Source organism: Streptococcus entericus DSM 14446 (genome assembly GCF_000380025.1).
Classification (GTDB): Bacteria; Bacillota; Bacilli; order Lactobacillales; family Streptococcaceae; genus Streptococcus; species Streptococcus entericus.
In genome coordinates this window covers 54,969-69,173 of record NZ_KB904156.1, presented here as the reverse complement: position 1 = coordinate 69,173, position 14,205 = coordinate 54,969, and the positions used below count along the sequence as shown (strand labels likewise).

Genomic DNA, 14,205 nt, shown 5'->3' with positions numbered 1-14,205 from the left:
CTAAAAATACTGAGCTCTCTGTGGTTAGTTACGCCTTACTTCCTCGCCACAAAAAACCATCGTTTGCTGGTTGCTGTGGGGACGTTGTCTTCAAAATCAGCATAGACCTTGACGTCTTTAAAGCCTGCTTGCTCCAGCAGAATATCGTAGGTCAGGAGTTCGTAGGTGCGTTCTTCATGAATCTCATCGTAGCGGGTAAAGCGCCCATCCTCGTCCTTGATGAAAAAGGTCAGCTCATGGACCACTGAGTGCGGCGCCTCATCTTCATAGGTGTCCCAAACCATGGCAAAATCCTCTGCATTTTCATGATGGGAATAGCCCGGAAAAACCTCATCGGTCTGATAGGTCGAGTGAACATCAAAGATAAAGGTGCCACCGTCATTGAGGTGCTCATAAACCTGAGCAAACGTATCACCCATCTCCACCTCGTCCGCCAGATAGCAGAGGCTGTCCGAGTAGCAGGTCACTAAGTCAAATAGCCCCACATCGCTCAAGACCAGCATATTGCCTGCCACAAAGTCAATGGTGACTTTGGCAGAGGAAGCCCGTCGTTTCGCGACCGCAAGCATCTCCTCACTCAAGTCCAAGCCCGTCACCTCAAAGCCCGCTTTTGCGAACCGCACCGACTGGATGCCCGTCCCACAGGCTAGCTCCAACAGTTTAGCTCCTTTTGGTTTTTTAGGAAAATGGCGGAGCGAAAAGTCCGTCCAGAGATCATAGAGCGAATCGTCCATAATAGCATCGTAGACCGATGCGAATGTCTCGTAATTTTTCATTACTTTCCTTACTAATTATTTACAATTATCTGAGTTCCTTCATAAGAAAATTCAACATTAAAATAATCAAAACTCTCCTTATAAATGTACGGTGGTACAGCAACTGATTTCGGAAATACTTTAAATTCACTAAGCAAAGTCAGCTGCCTACTACTTTTTCTAAACATATCCTTATATTTTATAGAAAATTCAATTCTAATAGTATAGTTATCTTGTTTTTCCTTCAAAAAAATATACTCTGGAAATCTAATGACTATATCCACAACATCATTAACTAGAATCTCATCTAAAGATTGTTTTTGACTGACAGCAATATATAAATGTGAGTGTTCATCCCAACTAACTTCTTTCAGTAAAATATCTTCAAGAATCACATTAACAGCCTCTCCACGTCCCTTATTCTTAACTAAGAAGTGAAAGTTGCTCTCTTTCTCCATCTGTTTGCTAAATTGGATCTGTTTCTGTTCCTGAAGAGGGTCATCCAGATAAGATATAAATGGAAATTTTATAGCAATTTCTCTCCTAGCTATAAAATCGTTGTACTGAGCTAACACTGATTCCAACTTTAAAATCGGCTTATATTTTATGATATCACTTTGTTGAGATTGTTCAAATTGAAAATCTAAAGTTTTGTTAAGCCCCCACAATGTTACAAGAGATCCTAATATAGAGCCATAAAACGATAATAAATCTCCCGCATTCCACTCAGCTACAAGTAATTCAATAGATCTAAATTTAAAAATTAAATTAATTAAAAAAGGAATAACAATAAATGTTATGATTGTACACGTTATCAAAAAATATTTTTTATTCAAGTCAATTCCTCAAAAACCTTGCCATAAGCAAGGTTTATCTCTTATGCCAAATACCCTGCCACATCGACCATTGGGGCTTCATGCCAGAGTTTTTCGAGGTTGTAGTGGGCGCGGTCATCATCGCTAAAGATGTGGACGATGACGTCATTGAGGTCTAGGAGCACCCAGCCCCCTTTGCTGTCACCTTCGATGTGGCTGGCATCGTGTCCAGCTTCCTTCACCTTTTCACGGATATTATCCGCTAGGGCTTCCAGCTGGCGAGAATTGGTCGCTGTCATGATGACAAAATACTCCGTCATGCTGGTCAAGCCAGCCAGGTCCAGCACCACAATATCCTCTGCCCGCTTTTCATCAGCGGCTTTGACAACTAATTCTACTAATTCAAGTTCTTTCATTGTTTCCTCTTAAAATGTTTTCTAGTGTATCCACCTGGGCAAAACTCCAGGACCAGATGGTTTCATACTGGTCAATCAGCTCTTTTGCTGGAAGGTCTGCCGTGTAAGGGGTGGTGGTTCCATCTTTGATGACCGCCAAGCTGTATCCCAATTCAAAGGCTACTTTGATGGTCGTATCAATACAGAAATTGGTCGACATGCCCATGAGAATCAATCGCTCAATCCCTTGCTCATCAAGATAGGCTTTCAAGTCCGTACCCTTGAAGGCAGAACTGTACCGCTTGTCAACAATCTTCTCGTCAGCCAAAGGAGCTACTGCTGGATGAATTTCCCAGCCAGGACTGCCTGTGGCAAATTCCTCGTCATTTTGACGGACATAGACAGTCTCTATCCCTGCTTGACGAGCTTTAGTGATGCTATCTTGCCAGAGGGCTAAGCGCTCCTCAATGGCAAAAGGTTTTTCCTCAACGAGAAGGTTTTGCATATCAATGGCTAAAAGGGCTGTTTTCATTTGTTCTCCTTCAAAAAATGAACATAGGCATTATAGGTTTCCAGGGTTTGGGGATGGATGGGAATGCCCTTCTTGGCTAGGTGGGCAATGGTTTGAGCAGTTTCAAAGGCCACTGCCTTGTCCAAATCTTCTGTTGCCAGTTGGCGAGCAGTCTCCACACCTGGGAAGTCTCTGCCTGGTTCGATATAGTCAGCGACGTAGATAACCTTGTCAAGGAGTGTCATGTCACTTGCCCCGACGGTGTGACGGGCGATGGCGGTCAAAATCTCCTCGTCTGTCAGTCCAAACTGCTCTGTGATCAGATAGCGTCCAACCAAACCGTGCCAGACGTTGTTGCCCCAAGTTTTGAGGGCTGGGTCCAGCTGGTAACGGTCAATGAGGTCAAGAAAAACGCTATCTGGTTGCTCCTTGGCATAATCGTGCAGGAGTGCCGCAAGACTAGCCTTAATAGGGTCGCAATCGTAGCGATCGGCGAGCTCCAAAGCAGCCTTCTCCACGCCTACGACATGGCGGAAACGCTTCTCGCTCATCTGCTCTGCTATGACCCTTAAAAGCGCCTCTCGAGAGAAGGAAATGTAGGCGTCGTAGATCATCTATAAAGCCCCTCTTCCTCGATATAATCCAGCACCTCGTGGGGGAGAAGGTAGTTTGGGGTTCGACCCTTTTTGATGAAGTCACGCACCATACTGGAGGAGATGTCCATGAGAGGAACATCGACCCAAATGACAGGATAGGACGTTCCTGCCTTGTAGCGAGGACGCTGAACGCCGACAAACTGAACGAGATTGACCAGCTCGTCGATGCGATGCCACTTGGGCAGGTACTCGACCATGTCGCCACCAATGATAAAGTAATAATCGGTTTCAGGGTTTTTCTCGGTTAAGAGTTTCATGGTGTCGTAGGTATAGGAAATGCCCTGACGCTCAAGCTCAATGGTCTCAATACCCAGCCCCTCAACGCCAGCAATGGCGCGCTTGAGCATCTCTAGCCGATGGGTTTCATCAATGGTCTCTTTTTTATCCACATGGGGCGGCTGGTACTCAGGCATGAGATAGACCGCATCAAGACCCAGCTGCTGGCGAACCTGATCCGCCACGACCAGATGGGCGTTGTGAACAGGGTTAAAATTGCCACCCAAAATCCCAACCTGACGGCGGTTGGTCGTTTTTTCTGTTGTTTCTAACTCGACCTTGGTAAAAGGGGTTAAGAGTTCAATCGGCATAGGCCTTCCTCCTAAATCTCTCGTACTTTTATAGATAATTTGCGGTTTTCTTTCTTAGCAGATGGCTTAAACAAAATCAAAATCCGACCGATTTTCTGAACGGTATCCAAACCGATTTCGTCTTCGAGGATTTCTGCCACCTCGTGGATGTTTTCGTCCGTGTTTTGCAAGAGAGTGACCTTGATCAGCTCACGAGCGTCCAAAGCCCGACGGATAGAGCTCTTGATTTCATCAGTCAAACCGTTCTTACCAATCTGTACAATCGGCTTGAGGCTATGGGCTTGGCTATTGAGAAAAGCCCGCTGTTTTGAGGTTAATGTCATGATTTCTTCTTTCTTTTTTAGGAAAATGGCAGAGCAGTCTAGTTGACCGTCTCGAGCCACTTGTCGATAGGTATGTTGAGTTTGTAGATGCCGGTATAAGGTCGTTCTAAATAGGTCGTCCTCCCCTCTGGATAGAGATATGCGATGGCAGAATTCTGCCCGGGCTTGAATATCATTTCAACTCTGTCATAACGTTCAGCATAAGGGACGTCATTGACCGATTTTTGACGGGTCTTGTGAGACTGAGAAAGGGTCTCAAGAAAAGACGCGATTGTCTCCTCGTCTTCTATCCGAAGGGGCGCATCTGGTGTCACTAAAAACGCTGTGTCTTTTTCTGTCGAAAATGTGATGGCGCTGATTTCTCCTGATCCTGGTAAGCTAGGTGCTGACCCAGGCCCCTGCCAATAGACAAGCCCAGCCAGCAACAAGCCAAGTAGCACTATCACAACTTTCTTCATCAGATAATCGCCTTTCTCTTGAGGACGGCGACACCTTCTGGTGCCCAAGCGGAGACCTTACCAGCACTGCCAACCCGAATCCAGCCCAACCCTGAAAAGACGATGTCACTCTTTTCAGTGATGGTAAAGTCATGCTTGACCAGCTTTGGAAACTCAGCCGCTTCCTTGCTAGCAGGCGGGGTCAAGAGACCGCCGACATGTTTGTCATAGAAGGCATCTGCCCCGGCTAGCTTGGTACGGTGGAGCTGCAGGTTGTTGTCCAAATAAGCTGTAAAGCCCTGCTTTGCCCCAGAAAGATAGTCAAACCGAGCCAGACCGCCGAGAAAAAGGGTCTGTCCAGGATTGAGCTGGTAGGTTTTGGGCTTGATTTCCTTTTTAGGAGTGACCAGCTTGAGGGCCTTGTCGGATAGGTAATGCGCCATCTGATGGCGATGGATAATGCCCGGTGTGTCATAGATATAGCTGCCATCGTCCAAGGGAATCTCAATCTTGTCCAAGGTAGTCCCAGGGAAGCGAGAGGTCGTGATCACGTCCTTGTCGCCTGTGATTTCCTGAATGATGGCATTGATCAGGGTGGACTTACCGACATTGGTCACTCCGACCACATAGACATTCCTGCCCTTGCGGTAATGGTCAATCTTTGCGATCAGCTCTTTAATGGCGTACTTATTCTGAGCGGAGGTCAGGATGACATCAACAGGACGAATGCCCTCTTCATGCGCTCGCTCGGTCAGCCACTGGGTCACCTTGCCATCCTTGACAGACTTGGGCAGGATATCTTTTTTATTGCCGACCAAGAGGACATCATTGCCTGACACAAAGCGCGGAAGCCCTGGGATAATGGAGCCGTTGAAGTCAAAGATATCCACCACATTGACCACCAAGTCGTCGCTGTCGCCAACCTCGTGGAGCAGTCTCAAAAACTCATCATCAGAAATCGAGACATCGGTGATGTCGTTGTAATGGCGGAGCCTGAAACAACGCTGACAGTAGAGCTCTCCTGTTTCTAAGCCCTTATCGAGTGCTGACTGAGGCGTAAAGCCCAAACCAGCCTTATCGGTTGTCTGAATGGCAACGCCACAGCCGATACAGTGTAAGGTGTCGTTCATTTCTTTTTACTTTCTAAGTGATGTGTGTAAAGCCGTCTGCCCAGATTTGCCAGCAAGGTGCCGAGAAAAATCACACTGAGATAGGGCAAAAAAGTATAGGACAGACGAAAGAGGCCAAAAATCACACCAAAACTGATGAGAAAAGCCACTAGACTAATCAGTAATTTCACGAGAAACGTCATGAGCTACCTCCGATAATTGCCGTCGATAGGTGAGCTGACCGTAGGTGTCTTCAATTTTCCGCAAGACCCGACGCTCTCTGAAGCGGTTGAACTTAGTGTTCCAGGCATCGGACGTCACCAAAGGACGCACCAAAATGGAACGAATGCCTGCCCGATGAGCTGCTCGAATGTCGGTCATCAGCTGATCACCGACCATAACCACCTCATCTCGATCAAAGCCATAACGGGCAATCGCCTTGTTAATACCGTAAGCAAAAGGTTTCATGGCACGGCTAACAAAATCAACGCCGAACCGCTCCACCGCACGCTCAACCCGCGACTGCTTGTTGTTGGACACGACCACCACAGGCAGACCAGCCTCTGTCATCTCATCCAACCAGCCCCGCAATTCCGGCGTCCCATCAGGATTATTCCAGGCAATCAGGGTATTGTCCAAATCCACCAAAACAGCCTTAATCCCTTGCGCACGCAAGGCAGCAGGTCGCAAATCATAAACCGCTTCGACCACAAAGGTCGGTATATAGTCTTCTATACTCACGTCTTTCTCCAAAAAATTGATGTCCTTTTCATTATAGCACATTTTTGGGAAAATAGCAGAGCTGAACTGGTGATTAGCCTACAGGAGGAGGACGAAAAGAGAGACTGAGAACAACAGTTCTAGTCTCACTCTTTTATTATTGTTAACGACGTCTGACGCAGGAATTTTGAGCAACTCTTATCGGCTTTACCGACTGCCCATGCACAAGGTCGTCAGGTACTATCGTCCGATGCCCTACTACTGAGTGCGTCAAGGCGTTTAAATTGCGGAAACCGGACGTCGTCACTCTACTCCCGCCTCCGCTGATGTTATGAGCCCAACACCCCGAATCCTAACGATTGAGGTAATCAATATTTCCCAAAGGTCCAAGTTCAACAGGTACTCCCCTGACTGTTGCTCGTTTTCTCGTCTCAAGGCTCGCCCTAGACAGTTGACAAATCAAGGGATATCGACTGCCACCGAACAACCGATTGTAGTCCTCCCTTACCAAAACTCTTTAGCCATAATGCGAATGTTTACGAATAATGCACTCGATCAGTAAAATGCTGCTATCATTTCTTGGTAAAAATCTGATGGCTAAACGAACACAGATGGTCAACAGACATTTCTGCCTGCATTTCCTATACTCATCCTTCCCAAAACAGGTCATCCAAGGTCCTATCTAAAACCTTGCAAATCGCGATACAGAGGTTGATGGTTGGGTTATAGTCTCCTTTTTCGATGGCAGAAATAGTCTGGCGCGAGACACCCACCAGCTCTGCTAAGGCTTGCTGGGAGAGGTCTTTCCCTGCTCGGGCAGCCTTTAGACGAAGATTTTTCATCTCTCACCTACTTTCCTTGCTTGAACCAACTGCTCAAAATCTGGGTAAGCAAGGCAACCCCTAAAACCACTAGGACAGCTCCCCAGTTCAAAGGCTTTTGAGACGTTGACCACATAAGGTTAGCCATCAGATAAAGCCATAAGAAAGCAGCTCCCTGCTTAGGGGACAGGCTCTTAGACTGATTTAGCTTAACTAGAAAGACCACATACACCAACTCCAGAAGTAACATCACCATCTACTCACCCTCCTCTTTCTTGTCCTGATAACGGCGATAGAGGATGCTAGCCCCCATGCTAAAGAGACAAAGCCCTAAAACGAAGAGCGAACCTGACCCCCCTCTGATAAAGAAGGTGCTTAACATCTCCTGCTCTGCTATTGTCCCTAAAAGAGAGGATAGGGTGATGAGCAGCCCAAAAAGCGTGGCAACCCAGCCCATCAGCTGACCCTGTCTGCCGAAACGGTCATCAACGAAGGGGGAGACGCCCTTGAGATTGGCCAAGGTCATGGTCAATCCCACGCCGCCATAGAGCCCTAGCGCCACCATGAAGTCAAGTGAGATGACATCAGACCAAAACCGACCGACGAAGATGGACAGAACAAACACCGCCATGGCATACCAAAAACCAACAGCATAGCTCCTAAGTAGGAAACTCTGCTGCCGTTCGTCATAGACAGGTCTAGTGTTGAGTCGGCGCAAGCGAGCATCAGACAAATCGCCTGTATCAATCTTATGCTGGAGCAGTTTAGCCGTCCTGAGCCCCATGATTAGTCCCAGCAAAAAAAGTGTTGTCAAAACGACTACCGCCCATGCTAGCTTGATGAGAAAGTTATCCTCAGCTGTCAACGCAACCAGTAAGGCTAGCCCATCTACGGCGCTGGTCAGAGCAATGGCTAACCACTGGTTTTTAACAAGGTCTTGTTTGGAAAACATCGCAACCCTCCTGTATGTTTAAGTTACCTTCAGTCTACTCCTTTAGATGAATTTTGTCAAGTATATTTTACAAAAAGATTTTTATTATTAACTTTTTACTTGTTTTATGACTAAAAAAAGGAGGCCGGGACAAAAGCCCTAACCTCTCAAGTGATGTTTAATTTTCAAGCAAGGCACAGTGGTTGAGTGGACTAACGACTCATCGAATTCTGACGAATGACCGCTTTTTGTCCCACACTCCAATTGATTATGCCTAAAGGTCATAATAGGAATGCGGAGACACTGTCTTGTCCTCTGCTTATCCTGTCAACTTAGAGAGCTTTCAAAAATGTCTCCAACTCCCACTGACAGGTTTCAAGGTCAATCTTATCCCAAAAACCATCTCCAGTGCGTCGCGGAATCAGATGAACATGAAAATGCGTTCCTTCGTCCATCAGCCCCTTGTCGTTGCTTGCCAGAGTTACCCCATCAATCGATAGATGGGCTTCCAGCAGAGAAATTAACCTAGCTTCTAAGTCAACCAACTCATGACGCTCTGATAAAGAGAGGTCTGCCATGCTCAAGACATGACGCTTGCTGATCAATAGCAAATGACCTGTTTGAATAGGATCAATATCAAAAACAAGCTTGAACTGATCACTTTCTAAAAGAATTTGCTCTGGGGTGATGAGGTCACAAAAGATACAGGTCATCTAATCTCCTTTGCTTGATTTAACGGCGGACAGATTGTCCCATGCGGAAATAGGTATGCCGCTTGCCTCGAACAGCAATGCTTAATGCCATGATGTTCTCTGGGTCAGGCATGCGTCCATAACCCCCATCACCAATGTGGTGAATATCTGTGCCGACACGCTTATTGCTGAGACCAAAGTCTCTGATGGTTTGGAGGTCTGCACTTTCCTGACTAGTACCGATAGTCGACATGACTAAGGCACCTTGGGCTTTGAGGTCAGCAACGATATCAGCAAGCCCCTCCTCACGTACGCCAGGTACGGTCCCTACAGCTGGTACGAGAACCCCATCAGCACCAAGTGCAATAAAGTCTCTGAGGGCTTCAGGGTTGACCACCGGTTCTCCCAGCCCTGCCCCATGCATTTTCCCTGCGAAAATGAGGCCACCAAAATGTTCTTTAGCCAAAACGATAGCTTCTTTGATGGCAGCCAGAGACACTCCAGTTGATGGGTTCCCTGTCAGCATGATGAAATCAACACCCAGCTCACGAGCTGCTCTGAGGCTCTGCTCATTGACCTGACGACCGAGGGAAATGTGTACCTGCTCATCAAGGACGGTTTGGGTCTTGTCGACAGGTTCTAAGTTGATGCCAATGGGACGACCTGTCAGGCGCTTGATTTCAGCGATAGGATTGTCACAAGTGTAAAAGCCGACGATGCTCTTGTCAAACACGTCAAACTCATTAAGCACCAAGAGGTCACAACCAAACGTCGCCATCATCTCTGCGTTAGTAACCCCTTCAATCAGGGGAGCAGCTGTCACCACAGTCTCCCCCAAAATCGTCCGACCTTCACTGGTCAAAATAGCCTGTTTGAGTTCATCTTTGGTGATGTTCTCGATGTCGCTCGCATAGCAAGAAATTAAACGTTTCATTAGATTCTCCTTGTATATGATAGGTCTATTATACACTAAAAAACAGCGATTGAAAACGCTGTTTTTTTATTTTTCACGTGCTGTTATTTCCTCCAAATATCCCGCTGTGATAATCCCTGCAGGCAAGGCAACCACACCAATGCCAATAATAGAGCTGAAGATGGTCAGTAATTTGCCCCAATCTGTCTGTGGAACAAGATCACCATAGCCAATAGTAGTCAACGTCACTGTTGCCCAATAAAGAGCATCTAAAAATTGATGAAACTGATGCGGTTCAAGATTAAACATGACCAGAGCGGAAATAAAGATATAAGCTAAAGCAAAGACAGCCACCAACAACAATGACTCACTTTGCTTTCTAAGGACCGTTACAATAAGTTGAATATTTTTAGAATAACGAAAAATTTTGAAGACCCTGAGTGATCGAATGAGACGAAAGACCTTGAGCAGGCGGAAACTGTTGTTAACCAAGGGCAAGGCAGCCAAAAAGCTAATGGCATCAATAAGGGCTAGAAAGGTTAGGGGGTAAAGCCAAAAAGACAAGGAGCCTTTTTTGAGGTAGAAATCAGCGGTCGCTAGCCTGAGTAAGTAGTCAAAGGCAAAAATAATGGCAACAATTTGCTCGATACCTGTCATGATGGGGCTTGTTCCCTTGCTCATCAGGGGCAACAAACTAAGCAAAATGACCCCAATCATCATGCCATCATAACATTTTGCCCAGATGCTTGCCCGTCCCTCAACAGAAATAATGCTATAGATTGTCTGTCTCATTAACTCAACCGATTCCGATAGACTTCGTACATGAGTACGGCTGCCGCGACACTAGCATTGAGGCTTTGGACATGCCCACTCATGGGAATAGTCACCATCTCATCGACCTGTTTTTTAATATTGGCTGAAATGCCTTTGCCTTCATTTCCGATGATAAGGGCAACCTTGCCTGCGGTGTTCCATTTGGTAGATGGTGTCCCGTCCATGTCTGTCCCAAAAATCCAGAAACCTGCAGCTTTGAGCTTATCCAAGGTCTGGCTGAGGTTGGTCACGCGAGCAATAGGGACATGCTCAACCGCTCCTGTCGAGGTTTTAGCGACAACAGGCGTCACACCAACTGCACGGTGTTTAGGGATGATAATCCCTGTCACATTTGTAGCGTCAGCTGTTCGCAGGATTGAGCCAAAGTTATGTGGGTCATTGAGCCCATCAAGAATGAGGATAAGGGGATTATCTGCTTGCTCAGCCATGTCCAAAATGACCGACAAGTCTGTATACGCAAACTCCGACACGCGCAGGACAAAACCCTGATGCACCGCTCCGTCCGCCATCTCTGACAGAGTCTTTTTCGGTGTCCACGAAATAGAGACCTTTTTCTCCGCCGCAAGTGCCTTGACCTTGTCAACATTCTTGCCCCGCAGGTCATCCTGAATATAGAGCTTGTTGCCAGTGTTAGCTTGTAAACTTTCCATCACGGCATGTACGCCGTAAACGATATCTGTGTGTTGCATACCCTTATTTTAGCATAAAACAGGCGATTAAAAAAGAGTCTGAGACAAATTCCCAACAAGTGACAACTCAGCCTTTTTTTGCTAGACTAGGGCTATGAAAACTCTGATTAACGATGCGCTGACCCTTGACTGGGACCAACTCTTGACCTCACTCGGTGCAAAAACTGCCTACACTCTTCTGATTCTCCTGCTCTCTTGGCTCGCTAGGCGCCTCGCCCATTTTCTGGTCAAATGGCTGAGCTCTAAAACCCCACCATTCACTGCCCAAGACCTTGCTCGTCAGCAAACCTTGGTCAAGCTCTTTTTGAGCCTGTCTGACTACACCATTTTCTTTTTAACAGGTTATGGGATTCTGGCTGTTATCGGTGTGCCTGTGTCCAGCCTTATTGCTGGCGCTGGTATCGCTGGTTTAGCCATTGGACTGGGGGCACAGGGCTTTTTAACAGATTTAATCAATGGTGCCTTTATCTTAATTGAACGCCAATACGATGTGGGCGATCAGGTGGTTATCCAAAATATCGCAGGTAAAGTCACTAACCTAGGCATCCGAACCACTCAGCTCAAAAGCAGTGACGGTACCATTCATATCATCCCAAACCGTCACATTACCTACGTTTCAAACTACTCACGGGGCAATCGCCGTGTCCAGATTGACCTGCCACTGCCTTTTGATACTAATTTTGATCACGTTAACAGCTTGTTAACAGAGGTCGGCAATCAAGCCGCTGCTGACCACCCACATGTTCTGGACAGCCCCACCTATCTAGGCGCTCGAAAAGCCCTAGACCAGTCGACCATTTACCGTGTTGAACTGCTGGTTGAAAACGGCAAGCAAGAAAGTGTCTACTACACCTTCTATCAACTATTTCAAAAAACCTTGCAGGAAGCTGGCATCACAGCAAAACGTTAGAAAACTAAAACAATCGGTAGCTCACCCAGGCTACCGATTCTTATTTTTCTGTTTTTCACTCGAGCATCACGATCTTAGCAAATGACGCTCAATAGCTTCCACACAGCCACCCTCATCGTTTGTTGCCACAACATGGTTAGCCAGAGCCTTGATACTGGGTTTGGCATTGCCCATCGCCAACCCCAGACCTGCTTCTTGCAACATGGTACGGTCATTATCACTATCGCCAACACCGATAACCTCCGCCATCCCAAGACCCAATCGCTGACAGAGCAGCTGTAAGCCTGCCCCCTTATCTGCGCCTTGGGCGGTCAACTCAAGACCTGTTCGTTCGGCTTTTACAAGGGTAATAGCCGAGCTAGCCAGCTGATCCGCATAGACTTCTCTCAACTCGGGTGTTTTAAAGTAGATGTTGATTTTCTCACAGGCTTTCTCTGCTAAGAGCTGGTTTAAATCAGATACAAAGACTGCCGTATCCAGATAGAGCTGTCTAAACTGCTCCATATAAAAGGCCTCTATCCGATTAAATTGACTGGACTGCACATAACCTTGCCCGTCAGCCATCACCACGACAAAAACATCTTCTCTATCCAATAAATCACAGACAGTCGCAACAACCTCAACTGATAAGGATTTTTTTGCCAAAACTGTCTCCGTAGAAAAATCATAAATCAAACCACCGCTAGCAAGCACACCATAACGAACCATCGGCAGAACTGGCAAATAGTCCTGTAACTCTGATGCCGACCGTCCTGTCGCAAGTACCACTGTTTTGCCAGCCTCATCCGCCCGACCAAGCGCTGCAACTGTTTCCGGATCAATCGTATGGTCACTCCGCAATAAGGTACCATCCATGTCAAAAGCAATTAGTTGATACATCACTCACGCCTTTCTCATCGCATCCGTCACATAACTAGCTCGAGCACCGCCGATTAGCTTAGGACGACTTGCAAGAGCCGTCACATGAGCACCACCTAGCTCACGCCGACTGGGGCGCAGGGGCACTTGCACGTGTTTAACATGCATCCCAATCGCCGTGTCACCGATATCCAGACCCGCAAAAGCCTTGATAAACTCAACCACAACTGGATCAGTCATGTACTTGAACGCTGCCACCTGCCCTGAGCCACCAGCCTGCAAGGTCGGCAAGACCGACACCTCATCAAGATCTAGCTTTTCGGACAACTCACGCTCAACAACCAAGGCACGGTTCAAATGCTCACAGCCCTGAACTGCCAAATAAACCCCACGACGAGTCAAGCTCTCTAACACTGTTTTGACAATAACCTCTCCAATCTCCTGACTGGAATTTTTGCCGATAACACCACCATTCACCTCGCTAGACGATAAACCAAGGACAAAAACCTGCCCTCGCTTAATGCCACTGCGCTCAATAATCTCCTCTGTAATCTCTCGCGTCTCAACCGCTAAACGTTCTAAATCCATAGTCACCTCACTTAACCTTATTATATCACAAAACCCGCTCAACTGGAGCAGGTTCGTTTTTTGGACAATAGCAGATCTTTAGAGATTATTGCCCTATTTTTTATACAAGGTTGAAAAGTTTTAGCATGAGTTATAAAACAAACCCTTCTACCGCCTCATAAACGGTCTAAAACCAACAATAAGCAATCGTAGGCTCAATTTCTTTAACAATCTATACCTAATCTCGCTTTTCCCTACCTATCACCTCAGTCGACAGAACGGTGGTGTTGAGAGTGGGACAAAAATCGGTCATTCGTCAGAATTCGATGAGTCATCCCACCTCCGCACAGCTCAAACAGCCTAAAGATGGCTGTTTGAGGTGACAGATTGAGCGAGCAAAGCTTGCTACATTCGTTAGGGCTGTGAAAGCTGATAAAATCAGCGAATTAGAGCCCACTCACCCAATGCGCCTTGCTTGAAAATTAAAAATCACTTGAGAGGTTAGGACTTTTGTCCCAGCCTCAACTGGTCACCAGTAACTACTCACTTCTGTCGGAAGACTGTCGGTGTAAACGAGCCCTATGGCTCGTGTAGCACAAGGCATCATGGTCTATTATGAGAATTTCTATGACATTCCTTATTGAAAAACCTGAAACTCTTCGAGTTTCAGCGAGTACAGTAG

Annotated in this window: 21 protein-coding genes; 1 reads left to right on the top strand and 20 read right to left on the bottom strand. The window is 46.7% G+C overall.

Annotated elements, in window-relative coordinates; all coding sequences use genetic code 11:
• Positions 1–35: 35 nt before the first annotated feature.
• The 18 genes from A3GW_RS0101820 to rlmB form a co-directional block, all read right to left on the bottom strand.
• A complete protein-coding gene (locus tag A3GW_RS0101820; protein ID WP_018367616.1) occupies positions 36–776 on the bottom strand; it encodes a class I SAM-dependent DNA methyltransferase in 741 nt (246 codons plus the stop codon).
• An 11-nt stretch (positions 777–787) separates the two neighbouring features.
• Positions 788–1,591, bottom strand: a complete 804-nt coding sequence (locus A3GW_RS11925) for a hypothetical protein (RefSeq protein ID WP_018367615.1) — start codon at positions 1,589–1,591, stop codon at positions 788–790.
• Between the two features lie 41 nt (positions 1,592–1,632).
• Positions 1,633–1,986: a ribosome silencing factor gene (gene rsfS, locus A3GW_RS0101810; RefSeq protein ID WP_018367614.1), complete on the bottom strand. Its 354-nt coding sequence runs from the start codon at positions 1,984–1,986 to the stop codon at positions 1,633–1,635.
• On the bottom strand, positions 1,973–2,497 hold the full coding sequence (locus A3GW_RS0101805; protein ID WP_018367613.1) for a cysteine hydrolase family protein: 525 nt from the start codon (positions 2,495–2,497) through the stop codon (positions 1,973–1,975). The genes rsfS and A3GW_RS0101805 overlap by 14 nt, the downstream gene beginning before the upstream one ends.
• Entirely contained in the window at positions 2,494–3,090 is a 597-nt protein-coding gene (gene yqeK, locus A3GW_RS0101800; RefSeq protein WP_018367612.1) for a bis(5'-nucleosyl)-tetraphosphatase (symmetrical) YqeK, read from the bottom strand. The genes A3GW_RS0101805 and yqeK overlap by 4 nt, the downstream gene beginning before the upstream one ends.
• Positions 3,087–3,719: a nicotinate-nucleotide adenylyltransferase gene (locus A3GW_RS0101795; RefSeq protein ID WP_018367611.1), complete on the bottom strand. Its 633-nt coding sequence runs from the start codon at positions 3,717–3,719 to the stop codon at positions 3,087–3,089. Before A3GW_RS0101795 ends, yqeK begins: the two co-directional genes overlap by 4 nt.
• 11 nt (positions 3,720–3,730) lie before the next feature.
• The gene (gene yhbY, locus A3GW_RS0101790; RefSeq protein ID WP_018367610.1) at positions 3,731–4,042 is read right to left on the bottom strand and encodes a ribosome assembly RNA-binding protein YhbY; all 312 of its coding nucleotides are present in this window, start codon (positions 4,040–4,042) and stop codon (positions 3,731–3,733) included.
• A gap of 38 nt (positions 4,043–4,080) precedes the next feature.
• Positions 4,081–4,500, bottom strand: a complete 420-nt coding sequence (locus A3GW_RS0101785; protein WP_018367609.1) for a DUF5301 domain-containing protein — start codon at positions 4,498–4,500, stop codon at positions 4,081–4,083.
• Positions 4,500–5,609 carry a ribosome biogenesis GTPase YqeH gene (yqeH, locus tag A3GW_RS0101780; RefSeq protein ID WP_018367608.1) on the bottom strand — a complete coding sequence of 370 codons (1,110 nt, stop codon included), beginning with the start codon at positions 5,607–5,609 and terminating at the stop codon, positions 4,500–4,502. Before yqeH ends, A3GW_RS0101785 begins: the two co-directional genes overlap by 1 nt.
• The gene (locus A3GW_RS0101775; RefSeq protein WP_018367607.1) at positions 5,606–5,791 is read right to left on the bottom strand and encodes a hypothetical protein; all 186 of its coding nucleotides are present in this window, start codon (positions 5,789–5,791) and stop codon (positions 5,606–5,608) included. The genes yqeH and A3GW_RS0101775 overlap by 4 nt, the downstream gene beginning before the upstream one ends.
• Positions 5,763–6,329, bottom strand: a complete 567-nt coding sequence (locus A3GW_RS10625; RefSeq protein WP_051070789.1) for a YqeG family HAD IIIA-type phosphatase — start codon at positions 6,327–6,329, stop codon at positions 5,763–5,765. The genes A3GW_RS0101775 and A3GW_RS10625 overlap by 29 nt, the downstream gene beginning before the upstream one ends.
• Before the next feature lie 626 nt (positions 6,330–6,955).
• The gene (locus tag A3GW_RS0101765; RefSeq protein WP_018367605.1) at positions 6,956–7,150 is read right to left on the bottom strand and encodes a helix-turn-helix transcriptional regulator; all 195 of its coding nucleotides are present in this window, start codon (positions 7,148–7,150) and stop codon (positions 6,956–6,958) included.
• Between the two features lie 7 nt (positions 7,151–7,157).
• Positions 7,158–7,385, bottom strand: coding sequence for a hypothetical protein (locus A3GW_RS0101760; protein ID WP_018367604.1), 228 nt, complete (start codon positions 7,383–7,385; stop codon positions 7,158–7,160).
• Positions 7,386–8,081 (bottom strand): hypothetical protein, encoded by a 696-nt coding sequence (locus A3GW_RS0101755; protein WP_018367603.1) that lies wholly within the window; start codon positions 8,079–8,081, stop codon positions 7,386–7,388. It lies immediately after the preceding gene.
• Between the two features lie 311 nt (positions 8,082–8,392).
• Positions 8,393–8,773 carry an HIT family protein gene (locus tag A3GW_RS0101750; protein ID WP_018367602.1) on the bottom strand — a complete coding sequence of 127 codons (381 nt, stop codon included), beginning with the start codon at positions 8,771–8,773 and terminating at the stop codon, positions 8,393–8,395.
• 19 nt (positions 8,774–8,792) lie between these two features.
• Positions 8,793–9,686 carry a DUF7916 family protein gene (locus tag A3GW_RS0101745; protein ID WP_018367601.1) on the bottom strand — a complete coding sequence of 298 codons (894 nt, stop codon included), beginning with the start codon at positions 9,684–9,686 and terminating at the stop codon, positions 8,793–8,795.
• A 66-nt stretch (positions 9,687–9,752) separates the two neighbouring features.
• Positions 9,753–10,457: an ion transporter gene (locus tag A3GW_RS0101740; protein ID WP_018367600.1), complete on the bottom strand. Its 705-nt coding sequence runs from the start codon at positions 10,455–10,457 to the stop codon at positions 9,753–9,755.
• Positions 10,457–11,188: a 23S rRNA (guanosine(2251)-2'-O)-methyltransferase RlmB gene (gene rlmB / locus A3GW_RS0101735; protein ID WP_018367599.1), complete on the bottom strand. Its 732-nt coding sequence runs from the start codon at positions 11,186–11,188 to the stop codon at positions 10,457–10,459. Before rlmB ends, A3GW_RS0101740 begins: the two co-directional genes overlap by 1 nt.
• A gap of 94 nt (positions 11,189–11,282) precedes the next feature.
• Between rlmB and A3GW_RS0101730 the strand changes: the two genes are divergently transcribed.
• Entirely contained in the window at positions 11,283–12,098 is an 816-nt protein-coding gene (locus tag A3GW_RS0101730) for a mechanosensitive ion channel family protein (protein ID WP_018367598.1), read from the top strand.
• 66 nt (positions 12,099–12,164) lie between these two features.
• Here A3GW_RS0101730 and A3GW_RS0101725 read toward each other — a convergent pair whose 3' ends face one another.
• Entirely contained in the window at positions 12,165–12,977 is an 813-nt protein-coding gene (locus tag A3GW_RS0101725) for a Cof-type HAD-IIB family hydrolase (protein ID WP_018367597.1), read from the bottom strand.
• Positions 12,978–12,980: 3 nt separating this feature from the next.
• Entirely contained in the window at positions 12,981–13,544 is a 564-nt protein-coding gene (locus A3GW_RS0101720; RefSeq protein WP_018367596.1) for a TIGR01440 family protein, read from the bottom strand.
• Positions 13,545–14,205: the final 661 nt, after the last annotated feature.

What these genes read in the sequence shown, in the direction of transcription:
- A3GW_RS0101765 (WP_018367605.1), bottom strand. Translation starts at nt 7,150, where the DNA reads ATGAAAAATCTTCGTCTAAAGGCTGCCCGAGCAGGGAAAGACCTCTCC.
- rlmB (WP_018367599.1), bottom strand. Translation starts at nt 11,188, where the DNA reads ATGCAACACACAGATATCGTTTACGGCGTACATGCCGTGATGGAAAGT.
- A3GW_RS0101755 (WP_018367603.1), bottom strand. Translation starts at nt 8,081, where the DNA reads ATGTTTTCCAAACAAGACCTTGTTAAAAACCAGTGGTTAGCCATTGCT.
- yhbY (WP_018367610.1), bottom strand. Translation starts at nt 4,042, where the DNA reads ATGACATTAACCTCAAAACAGCGGGCTTTTCTCAATAGCCAAGCCCAT.
- A3GW_RS0101805 (WP_018367613.1), bottom strand. Translation starts at nt 2,497, where the DNA reads ATGAAAACAGCCCTTTTAGCCATTGATATGCAAAACCTTCTCGTTGAG.
- A3GW_RS0101720 (WP_018367596.1), bottom strand. Translation starts at nt 13,544, where the DNA reads ATGGATTTAGAACGTTTAGCGGTTGAGACGCGAGAGATTACAGAGGAG.
- A3GW_RS0101725 (WP_018367597.1), bottom strand. Translation starts at nt 12,977, where the DNA reads ATGTATCAACTAATTGCTTTTGACATGGATGGTACCTTATTGCGGAGT.
- rsfS (WP_018367614.1), bottom strand. Translation starts at nt 1,986, where the DNA reads ATGAAAGAACTTGAATTAGTAGAATTAGTTGTCAAAGCCGCTGATGAA.
- A3GW_RS0101750 (WP_018367602.1), bottom strand. Translation starts at nt 8,773, where the DNA reads ATGACCTGTATCTTTTGTGACCTCATCACCCCAGAGCAAATTCTTTTA.
- A3GW_RS0101740 (WP_018367600.1), bottom strand. Translation starts at nt 10,457, where the DNA reads ATGAGACAGACAATCTATAGCATTATTTCTGTTGAGGGACGGGCAAGC.
- A3GW_RS0101775 (WP_018367607.1), bottom strand. Translation starts at nt 5,791, where the DNA reads ATGACGTTTCTCGTGAAATTACTGATTAGTCTAGTGGCTTTTCTCATC.
- A3GW_RS0101745 (WP_018367601.1), bottom strand. Translation starts at nt 9,686, where the DNA reads ATGAAACGTTTAATTTCTTGCTATGCGAGCGACATCGAGAACATCACC.
- yqeH (WP_018367608.1), bottom strand. Translation starts at nt 5,609, where the DNA reads ATGAACGACACCTTACACTGTATCGGCTGTGGCGTTGCCATTCAGACA.
- A3GW_RS0101820 (WP_018367616.1), bottom strand. Translation starts at nt 776, where the DNA reads ATGAAAAATTACGAGACATTCGCATCGGTCTACGATGCTATTATGGAC.
- A3GW_RS0101730 (WP_018367598.1), top strand. Translation starts at nt 11,283, where the DNA reads ATGAAAACTCTGATTAACGATGCGCTGACCCTTGACTGGGACCAACTC.
- A3GW_RS0101785 (WP_018367609.1), bottom strand. Translation starts at nt 4,500, where the DNA reads ATGAAGAAAGTTGTGATAGTGCTACTTGGCTTGTTGCTGGCTGGGCTT.
- A3GW_RS0101795 (WP_018367611.1), bottom strand. Translation starts at nt 3,719, where the DNA reads ATGCCGATTGAACTCTTAACCCCTTTTACCAAGGTCGAGTTAGAAACA.
- yqeK (WP_018367612.1), bottom strand. Translation starts at nt 3,090, where the DNA reads ATGATCTACGACGCCTACATTTCCTTCTCTCGAGAGGCGCTTTTAAGG.
- A3GW_RS0101760 (WP_018367604.1), bottom strand. Translation starts at nt 7,385, where the DNA reads ATGGTGATGTTACTTCTGGAGTTGGTGTATGTGGTCTTTCTAGTTAAG.